Source organism: Chitinophaga niabensis (assembly GCF_900129465.1).
GTDB lineage: Bacteria > Bacteroidota > Bacteroidia > Chitinophagales > Chitinophagaceae > Chitinophaga > Chitinophaga niabensis.
Genome location: NZ_FSRA01000001.1, coordinates 3,204,228 through 3,218,757 on the forward strand (window position 1 = coordinate 3,204,228; position 14,530 = coordinate 3,218,757).

The following is a 14,530-nucleotide window of genomic DNA, read 5'->3' on the forward strand; positions in this document are numbered from 1 at the left end:
ACAAAACTATATACCTTTACACATGGAAGGCTCAAGCTAATCCATAGGTTACTACTAACATCCAGGTTAGTGCAAACAGCATATTATGAAGCAGGAAGGAATACTGAAAACACCATGCCTTAAAGTATTACCGGCAGTAAACGATGCCATTTATGTGATAGGAGGAAAATGGAAACTACGCATTATCATAGCACTGTCTGAAGGAGCCGTAAGGTTCAATGAATTACAACGCCACCTCGAAGGTATTTCTGCCAGGGTATTGTCCGGCGAATTGAAAGACCTGGAGCAGAATGGTTTCGTGAAAAGGATCGTATACCCTGATACATCCGTAGAATACGAACGAACGGAATATGCAGAAACACTGAAACCTGTATTAGCTTCCCTGCATGCATGGGGCACTATGCATAAGCAAAATATCATGCAGCGCAGTAAAGAACAAATGGTAACGGATGATAAAGGCTGATGTTACTTTAGAAGATTCCATCGCCATCACTTACCGTGATCACCATATCTTCGTGCAGGAGCCTGCCTGCCGGATAAAGTATCATCGCATCTTTCTCATACTGGAAGGTTCCGGCAGCATACAGATAGATGAAAATACTTTCCGCATCTCCGGCAACGAGATCTTTTTGCTGGCGCGCGGGCAAATGTTTGCTTTTAAAGAGGGCACCACTATTTCCGGTTATGAACTCAGCTTTGGAGATTGTTTCTGGGAAAAAGCACCTGCCAGTGCCAATAACTGCAAAGCCGTATTGTTCAACGATGCTGCCGCGAATCAACAGCTCCCGCTGAACCAGGATGATATCTCTCCGCTCTTTCAAGCCCTGCTGCAGGAATCTCTGAAAGAAAGTTACCTGAATCAAATTGATGCGCTTGCTGCCTATCTGAAGATCATCATGATCAAGATCGCCAATATCAATGCTTCCCTGATCAAAGGATATGATAGTCATGAAAAGCAATTATACCGTACATTCCTCAGCCTGGTGAGCCAGCAATATCAATCCACACATGAAGTAGCGGCATTTGCAGACCAGCTTGGAATTTCCGCCCGGAAGCTTACAGAACTATGCAAACGTTGTGCCGGCAGAGGCGCAAAAGAGATCATCAACGGGCAACTGATCGCCGAAGCGAAACGCTCCCTGCAATTCTCTTCCAAACCAGTGAAGGAAATAGCCTACAGCCTCAACTTCCTCACCCCGGAACAGTTCAGCCATTTCTTCAAAAAACACACGCAATTCTCTCCCAAGGACTACCGGGACCGCTTCGTACAAATTGACAGGTGATTGACCGTTTTTAACATTCCCCCTGAATGGCATGCCGGCTAATTTTGTAGAAAACTTTTACGTATGACTGCAAGATCAATAGCCGGGATCATTATTCCGGACAGCACCATCGCCAAAAATGCCACCGATCTGTTACGAGAACATGGCACGGAATTCCTCTACAATCACTCTCTCCGCGTATTCCTCTTTGCCTCCCTGAACGGACAAAGCAACAAGGTTAAATACGACCCGGAACTCCTCTACGTCAGCTCCGTTTTTCACGACCTGGGCCTCACACCGCATTACAGCAGCCCGGATAAACGTTTTGAAGTAGATGGTGCCAATGCCGCCAGGGACTTTCTCAGAAGTTATGGATTACCTCAAGATGCTTTGCAACTGGTATGGGATACCGTTGCCCTGCATACTACCGTTGGAATAGCAGAATACAAAGAAGCAGAAGTAGCCCTTATGAATGCAGGTGTAGGTCTGGATGTAGTAGGGAAAGGATATGAAGAACTATCCGCAGCTCACAGGGAAGAAATAACGAAGGCTTTTCCCAGGAATGATTTCAAAAAAAACATCATCCCTGCTTTCTTCGAGGGATTTAAACATAAAACAGATACTACCTTCGGTAATATCAAAGCAGATGTATGTGCTTATATGATACCGGGGTTTAAACGCATTGATTTCTGCGAGCTTATCCTGCATTCACCATGGAAAGAGTAAGGGGGATTAAACCCCTACTCTTACATGCAGGAACAGATTCACCCCCTCATCTTCCCTGCCTACGCTTACGTCACCCCTGGAAGCTCCGGCTTCCAATGCCATGTTCATCAATGTTTCCGCAGAACGGTGATGTAAATACCAATCTCCCATCAGTTCCATATAATTGCGTGTTGGATTATGATCGCCAAAGTTCCCGATGATCACTTCTCCACCCGGTTTCGTCCAGCTCATAAACTTACGCAGTAATTTCACAAAGATCTTATCCTCGAAATAATCAAACAGCCCTGCGCTCCATACGATATCAAACTGTTCTTCTGTACTGAAACGGAAAATATTACGGTGAATGAATTCCACCTGCGCGGCATGGGCTTCATTCAATTCTTTTGCATAGTTGATGGCATGTTCATCTGCTTCCACACATACAGTTTGCAAACGTGCCGGATCTACCAGGCTGTAGATCTCCGCCAGGTCCCTTGCCGGACCGCTGGCTACATTTAATAAACGTACAGAAGGCTGATGCTGTAATGCATCCAGGATGGTGTGAATGAAATAATCCTTCCGGTTACGTACTGCCCTGCAGGCTGGTTGTTCATGCCAGAAGTTATCCCACTTCTCAAAACGCTGATCTGCTGTTACCTGCTCACGGTAGATCTTATCAATGATCAGGAAGTCTCCCGCATAACCAAATGGTTTGGATTTTACATGACCCAGGATGGTATCTGTTTCTTCCAGTCCTGTTTGTAAAGCTTCCAGTTCTGCTGCGGTAATATTACCAGCTTTGAAAGCAGAGGAAATTGCATCGAACACAAGATGTAAAGTGTCGTACTGTTCAGTTTCGGGGCCGCCGTTTGCAATTACTTCCCGGAGGAATGCGATAGGCTCGTTACTTGTTTTCATGGGGTGTTTTGTTTTATGATGTAAAGATGGGGGCAATGGTGGCATCTTCGTAAGTGGAATTAACGGAAAGTGGAATTGGGTTAACCAAAACACCCCATACATTAATTCCACCCCTTTTTACAATCCCCTGCAGGCTACATTCGTATCATTAAACCCCCACACCATGAAACATATTGGAATTATCGGCGCCGGACTCAGCGGCCTTGCCACTGCAAAAGCCTTCCTTGAACAAGGATATCATGTAACTCTTATAGAAAAAGCCAAAGCAATTGGCGGCGTTTGGGAAAAAAGCCGTTCTTATCTGAATGTGGCCACACAAACCACCAGGGACGAATACGCCTTTTCTGATTTTCCCATGCCCTCCCATTATCCACTCTGGCCTTCAGGAGAGCAGGTGCAAAGATACCTGGAAGATTATGCCACACACTTTAACATTATTAGCCGTATTCGTTTCCAGGCAACTGTTACACAATTACAATTCAACAATGGCGAATGGCGGATGGAAGTGCAGGACGTTTCCGGTAACACGGAAATAATGCATTTCCACTTCGTTGCCATCTGCACCGGCACTTTTCATAAACCTCATGTGCCTGCATTCAAAGGACTGGAAAGCTTTACCGGAAAAGTGTTACACTCCTCTGCCGTAAACGACCCTGCCCTGCTGGAAAACAAATCAGTAGCCGTGATCGGTTTCGCCAAATCTGCTACAGACATTGCAACCCTTGCAGCAGACCGTTCCAGTGAATGCCATCTGCTCTATCGCAAAGCACAATGGAAAGTGCCGCGTTATTTCGGGAATGTATTGAATATGCGCTACCTGCTGTTCTCCCGTTTCTCGGAAGCTTTCTTTAACTGCCCCCGTAAAACCCTTTTCCAGAAAATACTGCACACCGCAGGCAGACCTATGGTATGGGCACAGTGGCGGGGATTGGAACTGCTGTTAAAAAGCCAGTTTAAACTGAAAGCCTGCGGCATGGTACCACAACATAAAATAGAAGACCAGATCAGTTGCAGCTTAGGCGTAGCGCCGGATGGTTTCTATCAGAAAGTACAGGAGGGCCTGATCAAAGCACAGCAAACAGAGGTGAGTTATTTTGAAGGAAATAAACTCTACCTGCAAAATGGCAAAGTGCTTACACCGGACCTGGTAGTTTGCGGCACGGGCTTCACCCAATCCCTCCCCTTCCTCGAAAAACAGTATGCAGACAAGATCATAGACAGCAATGGTACCTATCGCCTGTTCCGCAATATCCTCCATCCACAGGTCCCGCAACTGGGTTTTGTAGGGTATAATTCCAGCCTGTTCACCACCCTTACTTCAGAAGTAGCCGCAAACTGGTTGGTGCGTTATGTACAGGGGGAACTGGAACTGCCCGCACCGGAAGCTATTGAGCAGGACATGGAATATATGGCCAACTGGCGTCAGCGCAGCCGCCCTGTTTCAGCAGAGTTCAGCGGCACCTGTGTGGCCCCGTTCAATTTCATGCACCTGGACCAGCTCATGCGGGATATGGGTTTACGTACTACCGCTACACGATGGGCGCCCTACGAATTTTTTAAACCTATTAACCCGAAAGATTATCGTATTTTGTTGCAAACAACAGTTAAACGGGAATACCCCCAACCGGCCGTTTACAGAACAGCCGAAATCGTCCAATAACGATGAAAACCTCAACACTACAAGAAAGGATCCGCGCACTGGAAAAAGAGAACGCATCCCTGCGCAATCACTACACGCTGCATGCAGATGAACCTTCCGTAAAAGTTCCTGCCGAATTCCTTCCCCTCTTTCAGAAAGCGGAAGAAAACGTAAAGCAGTATTTCTCGCACATCTCTTTAAATCCCTCACAAGGCACCATAGAGATCAGTAACGAGCGGTATGTATTAATAAGGGCCTCCGCCCTGTCCAAAGACTTTTTAGGCAGTATCCTCAGCTTGTATGCAGACAGGGGAGAAAATGAAGCCTTTGGCATTGGCAGGAATTTCCTTTTCGATATTGCCCATGCATTAGGCATCAATGATGCCAAAGCTTTTCATGCACAAATGAATGTAACGGACCCGCTGTCTAAACTATCAGCGGGCCCGATACATTTTGCTTATACCGGCTGGGCTTTTGTGGACATCCTCCCTGAAAGCCATCCTACGCCTGATGATGATTATTACCTCGCCTATCACCATCCTTTTTCTTTTGAAGCAGATTCCTGGATCAGGTCCGGTGAAAAGGCCAAATCTCCGGTATGCATTATGAGCACTGGTTATTCTTCAGGATGGTGTGAAGAAAGTTTCGGTATACCGCTTACCGCAGTGGAAGTAACCTGCAGGGCGAAAGGAGATGAACACTGTACCTTTATTATGTCTCCCCCGCATAAGATAGAAGAGCATATCCAGCGCTTTGCAAAAACGCACCGCAAACACCGCATAGCCAAAACACCGCCGGAGATCCCTACTTTCTTTGTCCGTAAAACAATGGAAGAACAAATGGAAAAGGCCCGGCAACTGGCGGAAGAATCGTCTAAAGCCAAGTCTGATTTTGTGGCAAATATGAGCCATGAACTCCGAACTCCGCTGAGCGCTATCCTGGGTTTCACGGAACTGTTGAAGAAAACAAAACTGAACAGCCGGCAAACAGAATACCTGGATGCCATCTGCACCTCCGGCAGCAACCTGCTTTCCACGATCAATGATATCATGGACCTCAGCAAACTGGATGCAAAAAAGATCAGTTTTGAATCCGTTCCTGTTAATCTCCCGGAACTGCTACAATCCATTGAAATGATGCTGGCTTCCAAAGTGCGGCATAAAAAGCTGGAATACAAAAGCAATATCAGCAAACAGCTGCATAAACCTTTACTAAGCGACAGCGTAAGACTTACCCAGATCCTGCTGAACATCATCGGCAATGCCATCAAATTCACGGAGAAAGGAAGTATTACAGTGGGTTGTACCGTATTAGATGAAACCCCGCAGGCCATGCAGGTGGAATTCAGCGTAAAGGATACCGGCATCGGTATCCCCGCCGCTAAACAACAACAGGTATTTGAAAGGTTCACACAAGCGGATACGGCTATCACCCGTAAATACGGAGGTTCCGGGCTGGGCCTTGCCATTACACGGGAACTGGTGGAACTGCTGGGAGGCAGTATCACCCTTAGCAGCAAACCGAATAAAGGCACAGAATTTAAAGTGCAGCTCCCTTTCATCAAAGCCGGCAAACAGGTAAAGGGCGCCGCCTCACGGGCACAAACAGTAGATGGCAAAGGATTACATATCCTGGTGGTGGAAGATAATCTGCTGAACCAGAAAATGACCCGCATTATGCTTACGAACAATGGATTCACTGTAAGCGGAGCAGATAGCGGCACCAAGGCCATCGCCTTCCTGCAAAAGAACAAAGTTGATCTCATTCTCATGGACCTGCAGATCCCCGGTATGGATGGTTACCTTACCACGCAAAAGATCAGGGAAAACCTGAAGCTGGGAACACCAATGATTGCCATCACGGCACATGCATTCAGTGGAGAGAGGGAAAGATGCCTGGCGGCAGGTATGAATGATTACCTGCCTAAACCTTTCCGCGAACAGGAATTGCTGAAAGCTATTACGGCCAACTTACCAAAGACCATTACAGATCTTAGTTTCCTCAGGGAGCAGACGCGCAACAACATTCCTTTTATCCGGGAGATGATAAACACCTTCATCAAACAAACACCAAAAGACCTGGCTGCTTTACAAAAAGCGATGAAGGAAAATAACGGAGAGATGATCTATAAGGTAGCTCATACCATGAGCACTTCGGTAGGTTATTTTGGGCTGAAGCAACATATCGGGAAAGACTTAGTGCATATGCAGCAGAAAAGGCTCGCGGATGAAAAGCGTTTCCTTAAAGTGAAGAAGGTCTGTGAGCAGGCGATCAAAGAATTGCAGCAGCTTACACCATCCGCTTTGTCATCAGCGTCATAAACTCGTCCTTCTTTTTCGGAGAGATGGCTACCATGGCATCATCACTCATCACGGCGTAACCACCATCGGTCTTCACCCACCTTTTTACATCCCTCAGGTTGATCATGTAGGAGTTATGGATCCTGAAAAATCCATGCTCCTGCAGGGTCAACTCGTACTCCTTCAGGTTCTTGCTTACCATGATCTGGCGGCCGTCCCTGATATAAAAGATCGTATACGGGCCTTTTGCTTCCAGCCTGATAATAGTAGACAGGGGAATAAAATCAACGCCTTCTGAAGTGCTCAGGCTGATACTGAAATCATCGGCTGAGGGTTTTTGGAAGTTCTTCAGGAGAAGGTCCAGCCGGTTATCTTCCTTTTTCCCTTCTATTTGTTTCACTGCTTTGGCTACGGCCAGTTCCAGTTCTTCCAGGCTGATAGGTTTCAGCAAATAATCCACTGCGCTGAATTTGATAGCCTGGATGGCATAATGATCAAAGGCTGTGGTGAAGATCACCTGGAAGTTGTGGTGATTCGCTTTTTGCAATACATCAAAGCCGGTGCCCGTCTGCATTTCAATATCCAGGAATATCAGCTGCGGGGAATGCGTATTGATAAACTTCACCGCCTCTTCCACATTGGAGGCAGTGCCGGCCAGTTCCAGCTGTGGACAGAATTCGCGCACGAGGTTAGATAGGAAATCCCTGCTCAGCAACTCATCCTCCACAATTAAAGCTGAAATTTTCATACGTAATTGGATTATAAGGGTAAGATCGGCAAAAAACAGCAAAATGAGCCCCTGAATTAACGGATAGGCCCTTCCGCTTAATAAAAAATCCCGGCGGCTTAATGCCACCGGGACTTGTTTTTATAGTGTATCGGTTATTTCCAGGATTCATCATAAAGATCGGCCAGCTTCATACCATTCGCTATCTTGCTGGTGTTGGAATTGGCAAATACCACTACCTGCGTGTTGCCGAAATCAAAGAACATGATCTCGTGTTTCTTGTCTATCACATCATTCTTCCAAACATACCTGCCGTGCTCCCCGTTCACAAAACCACTATACCCCATCAGTTCCTCTTTCACGATCCTGTAGTGTTCTTTGCTGATGATCTTAGAGCGGGCTGCCGCTGACTGAATTTGCCCAAACTCGTAGGGGCTGATATACAATCCTCCGGCGCCGCCATTTTTACGATAATCGGGGGCCGATGTTCCATGCACCTTGGGGTCCGGAGAGGGATAACCCAAAGTACCCAGTGATGATACCATGGGACCATAATTGCTCCATACGCGATAGTCCGTAATATTCCAGTACAAAAGATCTGCCTTTTTGAAAACATTTGTCCTTACCTGTTCAATGAACCGGCTGCCTAAGTGTTTATACAGTTCATAGGGATTGTTTTCAAGGGATTTCAGTAACATCAGTTCTGCCGGGAAACCTTTCTTCGCATTAAGATAAGGGAGCAGGATAACAGCCAGGTTATAGTTAATTTTCACATTAGGGTCCCTGTATCCCGTTTGGAATTCCTCCATCTGCAAACCGTTTTCCACCGTTTTCTTAAGATCGTCGAATTCCATTCCATGATCATTGCCATAATACCAGAAGCCGGTAGCACCAGTTAGTAAACGAAAGAAATCCAGTTGTTTAAATGCCTCAGTAGGTTTCCAGTTGGAAGGGAGATAGTGGTAAAGTTTTTCATCCAGCTTCAGACCATATTTTTCCAATGCTGCAATGGTAGCCAGTACCGTCACAAACTGCGTAGCGTTTGTAGTACCCATACGTGTCTGAGCGCCATAGGGAACATTGGTAAAATCTATCGGGCAACGGGAGCAGCCGCCGCCGCCATTTCCCACGTAATACGCTTTGCCCTCATGCATTACGGTGTAACCGTAACCTGCTGTTTTACCATTCATGAACTCCCCGATCTTCCGCGCAAATAACATGGGATTGAATTCAGCCTGCGGTCCACCGGCAAGTTCACCGATACCGGCTATCTTACCTTCAGCCTGTACTTTAATGTCTTCCTTCTTACAGGATAATGCAGCAACAGCTACAAATACTAATAAAATGTTTTTTGTTTTCATATAAGGGGGTTTGAAAAAATTGTTCTCAAATGTAGAACAGTGTTGGTTTAGCAGAAGGGTACATTTAATGGATGCGTAGTTCCGGTTAATAAAAAATCCCGGTGGCTTAATACCACCGGGATGATCTTTTATTTTTTGACTTCCCATGCGTCATCATAAGCCTTACCTAATACATCAAGGCCATTCCCGATATCACTTGTGCGGGAATTAGTAAATACCGCTACCTGTGTAGGACCAAAGTCAGCTACAATAGTTTCATGCCTGTTGGCACCACCATTCTTCCAGTAATATTTACCATGTTTACCTGGGTAGATACCATCAAAGCCAAGTCTTTGCTCTCTCATCCTTTTGTAGTTGGCGGCGCTCACGATCTTTCCCTGGGCAGCAGCCAATTGTATCTTTGCCATTTCAAATGCGCTGCAGTATAAACCGCCGGCACCTCCATTGGGGCGGGAATCACCTTTCTCGGAACCTTTTTCATTACCGTATACAGTAGTATACCCTAAAGTACCCTGCGATGCATCTATGATACCATTGTTATCCCAGGTGTACCAGTCCATTACCTGCCATTGGTTTATTCCTGCCGGTTTGAACACGTATACCCTTGCCTGGCCAATAAATCTGCTGGCCAGTTGTTTATACAGCTCATTGGGGTTCTTCTCCAATCCTTTCAACACCTGGTAGTCTGCCGGGAAACCGTGTTTGGCTGAAACATAAGGAATGATGATAGCTGCGAGATCATAATTAATGTTATCGTAATCCCTGGTGCTGTCTATCAGCTCTCCTATTTGTACAGGGCCTTCCACTGTTAATTTGAGATCGCTGAATTCCCTGCCATAATTGATCAGGCCTGTTTCATGTGCCAACAGATTTTTGAAGCTGAGCATCTTAAATAGTCCGCTGGGCTTCCAGTTAGTTGGAAGGTACTTGTACAGTTTTTCGTCGAGTGAAATATTGTATTTTTCCAGTGTAGCTACGGTAGTCAATGCCGTAATGTACTTCGTAACACTGGCAGTACCCTGCCTTACAGTAGCACCATGTGCTTTTGCAGGGGGATCGGATTGTTTCCTGGCCCAACCGCCACCACCATTGTCCAGGTAAAAAATAGTTCCGTTGTGGGAGATCGTGTAGCCGTAACCGGATACCCTGGTGTTCAGATAGTTTTCAATGTTCTTCGCAAACTGCGTTACATCCAGTTCCGGCACGGGATTACCGCCCAGGGGCAGATCGGCGAGTTTATTATCCGCCTTTACTTTAATGTCTTCCTTCTTACAGGATAATGCAGCCACCGCTACAATTGCTAATAGAATGTTCCTCGTTTTCATAAAAGGGGTTTTAAAAAGTTTTCTCAAAGGTAGATTGGGCTTGTTTTAGCAGAAGGGTATGTTTAACGGAAAGCAGTTTTCAATTCACAAAACAATAAAAAGGCTATAAAAATTAAGTTTTAGTTATTATATTGATGCAGGAACCCGTCATTGTTGAAGACTGTTTAAATTCCACATTTATTCACGTTTACATCAAAACCCTTCATCAATGAGATCATTATTGTTAGTTGCATCCCTTATGCTGGCCCTGTCCTGCAAGCGCGAAAAAACTGATGCGCCCGAAAACATACAGGCAGGAACAGAAAGGTCCGACGTGGCTGCCGCAGCCGCCACACCCAAAGAGATCATCATCTGCGATCAAAAGAATGCCCGTATCATTATGGTGGATATTGCCAATGGCAATGCCATTACCTGGGAATGGAAAGCCACGGCAGCCTATGCCATGATCCGTGCAGGAGCACAAGGCTGGTTCTCCAACCTCAGCGAAGCAAAGCTGGTGTACAATGGCAAATACATCCTGGCCACCGCATCCGGCGGAGGCGTAGCCCTGATCAGCGTGGCTTCTAAAAAGGCTATCTGGTTCGATTATGCAGGAGGTAACACCCACTCTGCCGAGTTGCTGCCAAATGGTAATGTTGTCACCGCATCCTCCACAGGCGGTTACCTCATGATCTTTACAGTAGATTCGTACATCAACGACAATTCTGCCCAAACAGGCCAGATCGCTTTCCCTGATGTGCATAATGTAGTATGGGACCATGCCCGCCAGCGCTTATATGCTGCCGGCCTTAACAAGCTGAGGGTATATTCCTATAATAACAGTTGCAATTCTCCGGCGCTGAGCCTCATTACTACTTACACTATGCCAGAGGGCAATGCGCATGACCTGTTCCCCGTTTATGGCAGCACTACCGATCTCTGGCTTACTAATTCAGGGCACATTTACAAGTTCAATGTAACTACCGGCGCATTCACTTTGCAAAAGACCATCAGTTCTGTTAAAACAGTTTCTTCCGGCCCCAGCGGTTACCAAACCATTATCGCACAGGCTAATAATACAGGAGGAGAAACCTGGAGAACAAACCGGATCCTGGATATCAATAGTGCAGTGGTATATAGCAACACTGCATTGGGCTTATACAAAGCACGCTGGAAACTCGTGAACACATTCAGCTATCCCGCAGGAGACAGTTTTCACGAATGTACCCATCCCTAAGATCCCATCTTAGGTAAAGGTTCATAAGTACGATACTTCGCAAGGAATACGATGGCCGCCGCTGCCTGTAACAACAGAACAGCCGGCCATTCGTATTTTCCCAGTATCATGAACAATACCACAAAGGAAATAAGCAATACATAACGCAGGTGTATCTCTGCATCTATCTTTGAGAAGTATAATAAGCAACGGAACAATACCAGCAGGGATACCGCCACCACAAAACAGGTTAATAATCCCGGTAAGGATGTTTTACCATATGCATTCACAACGATCATCACCATCTCCGGCAGATATAACAATGCATAGATGCCGGTCACCCTTATATAATGCCGCCACAGGGGAACAGGCAACTGCTGCACAAAGTTCAGGTAGGTATCATCAAATGAACGATGATGCAGCATCAGTTGCATATGCAGCAGCACACTTAATATAATGCCCAGCTGCAAACCCCTGATATCAAAATCCATCTGGGCCAGCAGGAAAAAAGTTAGCCACAGCACGCCCGCAGAAAATAACTTCACACTGAAAATGCGGCGGGGGTAGTTCGTGAACAATTCGTACAGGAAGAACAATAAAGGCGGTTTTGTAAAATGTTTATTCAGCCAGCGTTGCAAATGCCCTGTAAAGAAAAGCACATCCGGCTGATGCAATTTTCTTTCATACAGCAGCAAAGGCCAGATGCACATGACTACATTGAATACCACAATCATGGCAACCGGCAGATAATGGCCATGCACAATCCCCACACCCGCAGCAATGCCTGCATACACCAGCACCGGCATATAAATAGCCGTATGCAGCAATAACCAGATGCGGCGCCGCATGGGCTTATCAATACTGCCCATAGTAGGATACAGGAACTCATACCCCTGCAGCTGAAATGTTTTAAGGATAAACCCCACACACTTCAGCCCATACAATCCCCATAATAATAATACGATCAGCAGGAAAGTATAACTGCCCAGGAATCCCAGCATCAGGGAAGTATGATAGCTGATAAGATTGCCCCCGTCAACAACCCCAAAAAGCAGGTAAAAGAGCACCAGGAAAAAGCCTGTGTTCTGAATATAAAAACGTTGGGTAAAGATCTTCTGAAGGATCTCAATGGTTGTACGCATATCAGTTCAGCGTGATGTTTTTATGAGCTACTTTCAGCGTACCGGTCACTGTTAATTCTGCCGGGTCCAGCGGCTGATGGGAAGTAATGCAGAAGGTGACTCCCTTGGCACTGTAACTACGGATCAGATCATACAGTGTTCTTAATGCCTGCACATCTATCGTGATCAATGGTTCATCCAGCAATATCAATACTGGGTTGCCGGTAAAGGCCAGCAACAGCGACAACTTCTTCAACATACCACTGGAATAACTGCTCACGGGATTATTCACAAACGTATCGATCCCCAGCTTTGTACTGATCTCCGCGATCTGCTGCCGGTCCCCTCCTTTTGTGTTAAGATACAATTCCAGGAGGTCCCGCCCCGTCAGGAAAGAAGGATATAATGGTTCTGCTTCCGCATAATTGATCAGCCTGCGGAATGCCACCGGATGCTGCCGGCTGCTCACATTTCCCTTCAGTACGATCTCCCCCTTAAAAGGAATGAGCCCTGCCATCACTTTCATACAGGTAGTTTTCCCTGCACCATTCTCTCCCTGCAACCAGTATATGCCGGGGATCAGTGTAAGGGATGCGATATCCAGCACCGGGGTATCCTGGTAACTCTTTTTTACTGCATGCAGGGCTATAACCGTTTCAGTAATATTCATGATTAAAAGTAGTAAAATCACGTAAATTTAAAGGATGAATGATAATGACAACGACCTAAAACGGCTTTCCCGGCTTACTGCCATCCTCATTCAACTACAGTCCAAACGCCTGATCACCGCAACCATGCTGGCGGACAAGTTTGAAGTAAGCGTAAGGACCATCTACCGGGATATTAAAGCCCTCGAGCAGGCCGGGGTACCTATCCTCACGGAAGATGGAAAAGGATATTCCATTATGGAAGGATATCGCCTTCCGCCGGTAATGTTCACAGAAACAGAAGCCAATGCCCTCATCACGGCAGAGCAATTCATCCTCAAAGATAAAGATGCCTCTTTTGTGAAAGAGTATACCGCCGCTATCAACAAGATCAGGTCTGTACTCCCCCATCATACAAAAGATAAAATAGATCTCCTTTCTTCCCGTATCATTTATAAGAATAACTACGAGGAAGTAAAGACCAGCAAATATCTCTCACAGCTGCAACTGGCCCTTACCAACTTCAACGTTACCCGGATCAGCTATTACAGCCCGGAAACAGATGAAAGCACGGAAAGGAAGATCCAGCCCTTTGGCCTCTATAACAGCGCGCAGGAAAACTGGCTGGTCATGGCCTGGTGTGATCTGCGGAAAGACTACAGGGCCTTCCGGCTGGACAGGATCAAAAGCCTGGAACTGCTACCGGAAAAATTCGAGCTGCATAAAATGACGCTCCAGAAGTATTTTGAGCAGGCCAGGGAAAGAGAAGAAGAAAAAGCCAGGAATTTTAAACCCCTGACATAAGGCTGTCACAACCCCGGTATAGTTTTGTTCTGAACATTAAAACAATGTAAAATGAACAAATACAAAACCGAGGTAAAATGGGCATTGATCTTCTCCGCCATGGCAATTGCCTGGGCCTTCATTGGTAAATTATCAGGAATGACTGATTCCCGGATAGACAAACTTCAGCTTTTCAACTCGCTGGTACTTATACCCGGCTTCATCATTTACCTCCTGGCATTACTCGACAAGAAAAAGCAAGGCCCCCAAACCTATAAACAGGGGTTGATCAGCGGCCTGGTACTTACGCTGTTTGTAACCATCCTGGGAACACTCACTACCTTTATTTCCACCAGGCTGATATCCCCCGAGCTTTTTCCCAACATCATCCGTTATATGGTTAACACCGGCCAGATGTCTCCGGAGCAGGCAGCGCAACAATTTAATTTAAGTACATTTATTATTACGGGGTTAATAGCCGGCCCTGTTACAGGCTTGATCTTTTCCCTGGTAGCAGCAGCTTTTACACGCCGTAAATAAAACATCC

14 protein-coding genes are annotated in these 14,530 nt (G+C 46.2%); 8 read left to right on the top strand and 6 right to left on the bottom strand.

Features of this window, described 5'->3' with window-relative positions; genetic code table 11:
* Window positions 1-85 precede the first annotated feature (85 nt).
* From BUR42_RS12655 to BUR42_RS12665, 3 genes are all read left to right on the top strand, one after another.
* On the top strand, window positions 86-463 hold the full coding sequence (locus BUR42_RS12655) for a winged helix-turn-helix transcriptional regulator (RefSeq protein ID WP_074239581.1): 378 nt from the start codon (window positions 86-88) through the stop codon (window positions 461-463).
* Window positions 450-1,283, top strand: a complete 834-nt coding sequence (locus BUR42_RS12660; protein ID WP_074239582.1) for an AraC family transcriptional regulator — start codon at window positions 450-452, stop codon at window positions 1,281-1,283. The genes BUR42_RS12655 and BUR42_RS12660 overlap by 14 nt, the downstream gene beginning before the upstream one ends.
* 63 nt (window positions 1,284-1,346) lie before the next feature.
* Window positions 1,347-1,988: an HD domain-containing protein gene (locus BUR42_RS12665; RefSeq protein ID WP_074239583.1), complete on the top strand. Its 642-nt coding sequence runs from the start codon at window positions 1,347-1,349 to the stop codon at window positions 1,986-1,988.
* Window positions 1,989-1,994: 6 nt separating this feature from the next.
* Here BUR42_RS12665 and BUR42_RS12670 read toward each other — a convergent pair whose 3' ends face one another.
* Window positions 1,995-2,885: a class I SAM-dependent methyltransferase gene (locus BUR42_RS12670; protein ID WP_074239584.1), complete on the bottom strand. Its 891-nt coding sequence runs from the start codon at window positions 2,883-2,885 to the stop codon at window positions 1,995-1,997.
* A gap of 163 nt (window positions 2,886-3,048) precedes the next feature.
* Here BUR42_RS12670 and BUR42_RS12675 point away from each other — a divergent pair, with 163 nt between their 5' ends.
* Window positions 3,049-4,545 (top strand): flavin-containing monooxygenase, encoded by a 1,497-nt coding sequence (locus BUR42_RS12675; RefSeq protein WP_074239585.1) that lies wholly within the window; start codon window positions 3,049-3,051, stop codon window positions 4,543-4,545.
* Window positions 4,546-4,547: 2 nt separating this feature from the next.
* Window positions 4,548-6,845: an ATP-binding protein gene (locus tag BUR42_RS12680; protein WP_074239586.1), complete on the top strand. Its 2,298-nt coding sequence runs from the start codon at window positions 4,548-4,550 to the stop codon at window positions 6,843-6,845.
* On the opposite strand, the gene BUR42_RS12685 is transcribed toward BUR42_RS12680, so the two are convergent.
* From BUR42_RS12685 to BUR42_RS12695, 3 genes are all read right to left on the bottom strand, one after another.
* On the bottom strand, window positions 6,814-7,572 hold the full coding sequence (locus BUR42_RS12685; protein WP_074239587.1) for a LytR/AlgR family response regulator transcription factor: 759 nt from the start codon (window positions 7,570-7,572) through the stop codon (window positions 6,814-6,816). The two genes, BUR42_RS12680 and BUR42_RS12685, sit on opposite strands and share 32 nt — an antisense overlap.
* Window positions 7,573-7,706: 134 nt before the next feature.
* Window positions 7,707-8,912: a serine hydrolase family protein gene (locus BUR42_RS12690; RefSeq protein WP_159442262.1), complete on the bottom strand. Its 1,206-nt coding sequence runs from the start codon at window positions 8,910-8,912 to the stop codon at window positions 7,707-7,709.
* 128 nt (window positions 8,913-9,040) lie between these two features.
* The gene (locus BUR42_RS12695) at window positions 9,041-10,237 is read right to left on the bottom strand and encodes a serine hydrolase (protein ID WP_074239589.1); all 1,197 of its coding nucleotides are present in this window, start codon (window positions 10,235-10,237) and stop codon (window positions 9,041-9,043) included.
* Between the two features lie 208 nt (window positions 10,238-10,445).
* Here BUR42_RS12695 and BUR42_RS12700 point away from each other — a divergent pair, with 208 nt between their 5' ends.
* Window positions 10,446-11,453, top strand: coding sequence for a DUF6528 family protein (locus tag BUR42_RS12700; protein ID WP_074239590.1), 1,008 nt, complete (start codon window positions 10,446-10,448; stop codon window positions 11,451-11,453).
* Here BUR42_RS12700 and BUR42_RS12705 read toward each other — a convergent pair.
* Window positions 11,450-12,574: a hypothetical protein gene (locus tag BUR42_RS12705; protein ID WP_074239591.1), complete on the bottom strand. Its 1,125-nt coding sequence runs from the start codon at window positions 12,572-12,574 to the stop codon at window positions 11,450-11,452. The genes BUR42_RS12700 and BUR42_RS12705 overlap by 4 nt on opposite strands.
* Before the next feature lies 1 nt (window position 12,575).
* On the bottom strand, window positions 12,576-13,223 hold the full coding sequence (locus tag BUR42_RS12710; protein ID WP_074239592.1) for an ABC transporter ATP-binding protein: 648 nt from the start codon (window positions 13,221-13,223) through the stop codon (window positions 12,576-12,578).
* A 34-nt stretch (window positions 13,224-13,257) separates the two neighbouring features.
* Between BUR42_RS12710 and BUR42_RS12715 the strand changes: the two genes are divergently transcribed.
* Together BUR42_RS12715 and BUR42_RS12720 are read left to right on the top strand one after the other, a co-directional pair.
* Complete coding sequence (locus BUR42_RS12715; protein WP_074239593.1) at window positions 13,258-14,004, top strand: helix-turn-helix transcriptional regulator; 747 nt, start codon at window positions 13,258-13,260, stop codon at window positions 14,002-14,004.
* 51 nt (window positions 14,005-14,055) lie between these two features.
* Window positions 14,056-14,523, top strand: a complete 468-nt coding sequence (locus BUR42_RS12720) for a DUF4199 domain-containing protein (RefSeq protein ID WP_074239594.1) — start codon at window positions 14,056-14,058, stop codon at window positions 14,521-14,523.
* Window positions 14,524-14,530: the final 7 nt, after the last annotated feature.

What these genes read in the sequence shown, in the direction of transcription:
- BUR42_RS12655 (WP_074239581.1), top strand. Translation starts at nt 86, where the DNA reads ATGAAGCAGGAAGGAATACTGAAAACACCATGCCTTAAAGTATTACCG.
- BUR42_RS12660 (WP_074239582.1), top strand. Translation starts at nt 450, where the DNA reads ATGATAAAGGCTGATGTTACTTTAGAAGATTCCATCGCCATCACTTAC.
- BUR42_RS12665 (WP_074239583.1), top strand. Translation starts at nt 1,347, where the DNA reads ATGACTGCAAGATCAATAGCCGGGATCATTATTCCGGACAGCACCATC.
- BUR42_RS12670 (WP_074239584.1), bottom strand. Translation starts at nt 2,885, where the DNA reads ATGAAAACAAGTAACGAGCCTATCGCATTCCTCCGGGAAGTAATTGCA.
- BUR42_RS12675 (WP_074239585.1), top strand. Translation starts at nt 3,049, where the DNA reads ATGAAACATATTGGAATTATCGGCGCCGGACTCAGCGGCCTTGCCACT.
- BUR42_RS12680 (WP_074239586.1), top strand. Translation starts at nt 4,548, where the DNA reads ATGAAAACCTCAACACTACAAGAAAGGATCCGCGCACTGGAAAAAGAG.
- BUR42_RS12685 (WP_074239587.1), bottom strand. Translation starts at nt 7,572, where the DNA reads ATGAAAATTTCAGCTTTAATTGTGGAGGATGAGTTGCTGAGCAGGGAT.
- BUR42_RS12690 (WP_159442262.1), bottom strand. Translation starts at nt 8,912, where the DNA reads ATGAAAACAAAAAACATTTTATTAGTATTTGTAGCTGTTGCTGCATTA.
- BUR42_RS12695 (WP_074239589.1), bottom strand. Translation starts at nt 10,237, where the DNA reads ATGAAAACGAGGAACATTCTATTAGCAATTGTAGCGGTGGCTGCATTA.
- BUR42_RS12700 (WP_074239590.1), top strand. Translation starts at nt 10,446, where the DNA reads ATGAGATCATTATTGTTAGTTGCATCCCTTATGCTGGCCCTGTCCTGC.
- BUR42_RS12705 (WP_074239591.1), bottom strand. Translation starts at nt 12,574, where the DNA reads ATGCGTACAACCATTGAGATCCTTCAGAAGATCTTTACCCAACGTTTT.
- BUR42_RS12710 (WP_074239592.1), bottom strand. Translation starts at nt 13,223, where the DNA reads ATGAATATTACTGAAACGGTTATAGCCCTGCATGCAGTAAAAAAGAGT.
- BUR42_RS12715 (WP_074239593.1), top strand. Translation starts at nt 13,258, where the DNA reads ATGAATGATAATGACAACGACCTAAAACGGCTTTCCCGGCTTACTGCC.
- BUR42_RS12720 (WP_074239594.1), top strand. Translation starts at nt 14,056, where the DNA reads ATGAACAAATACAAAACCGAGGTAAAATGGGCATTGATCTTCTCCGCC.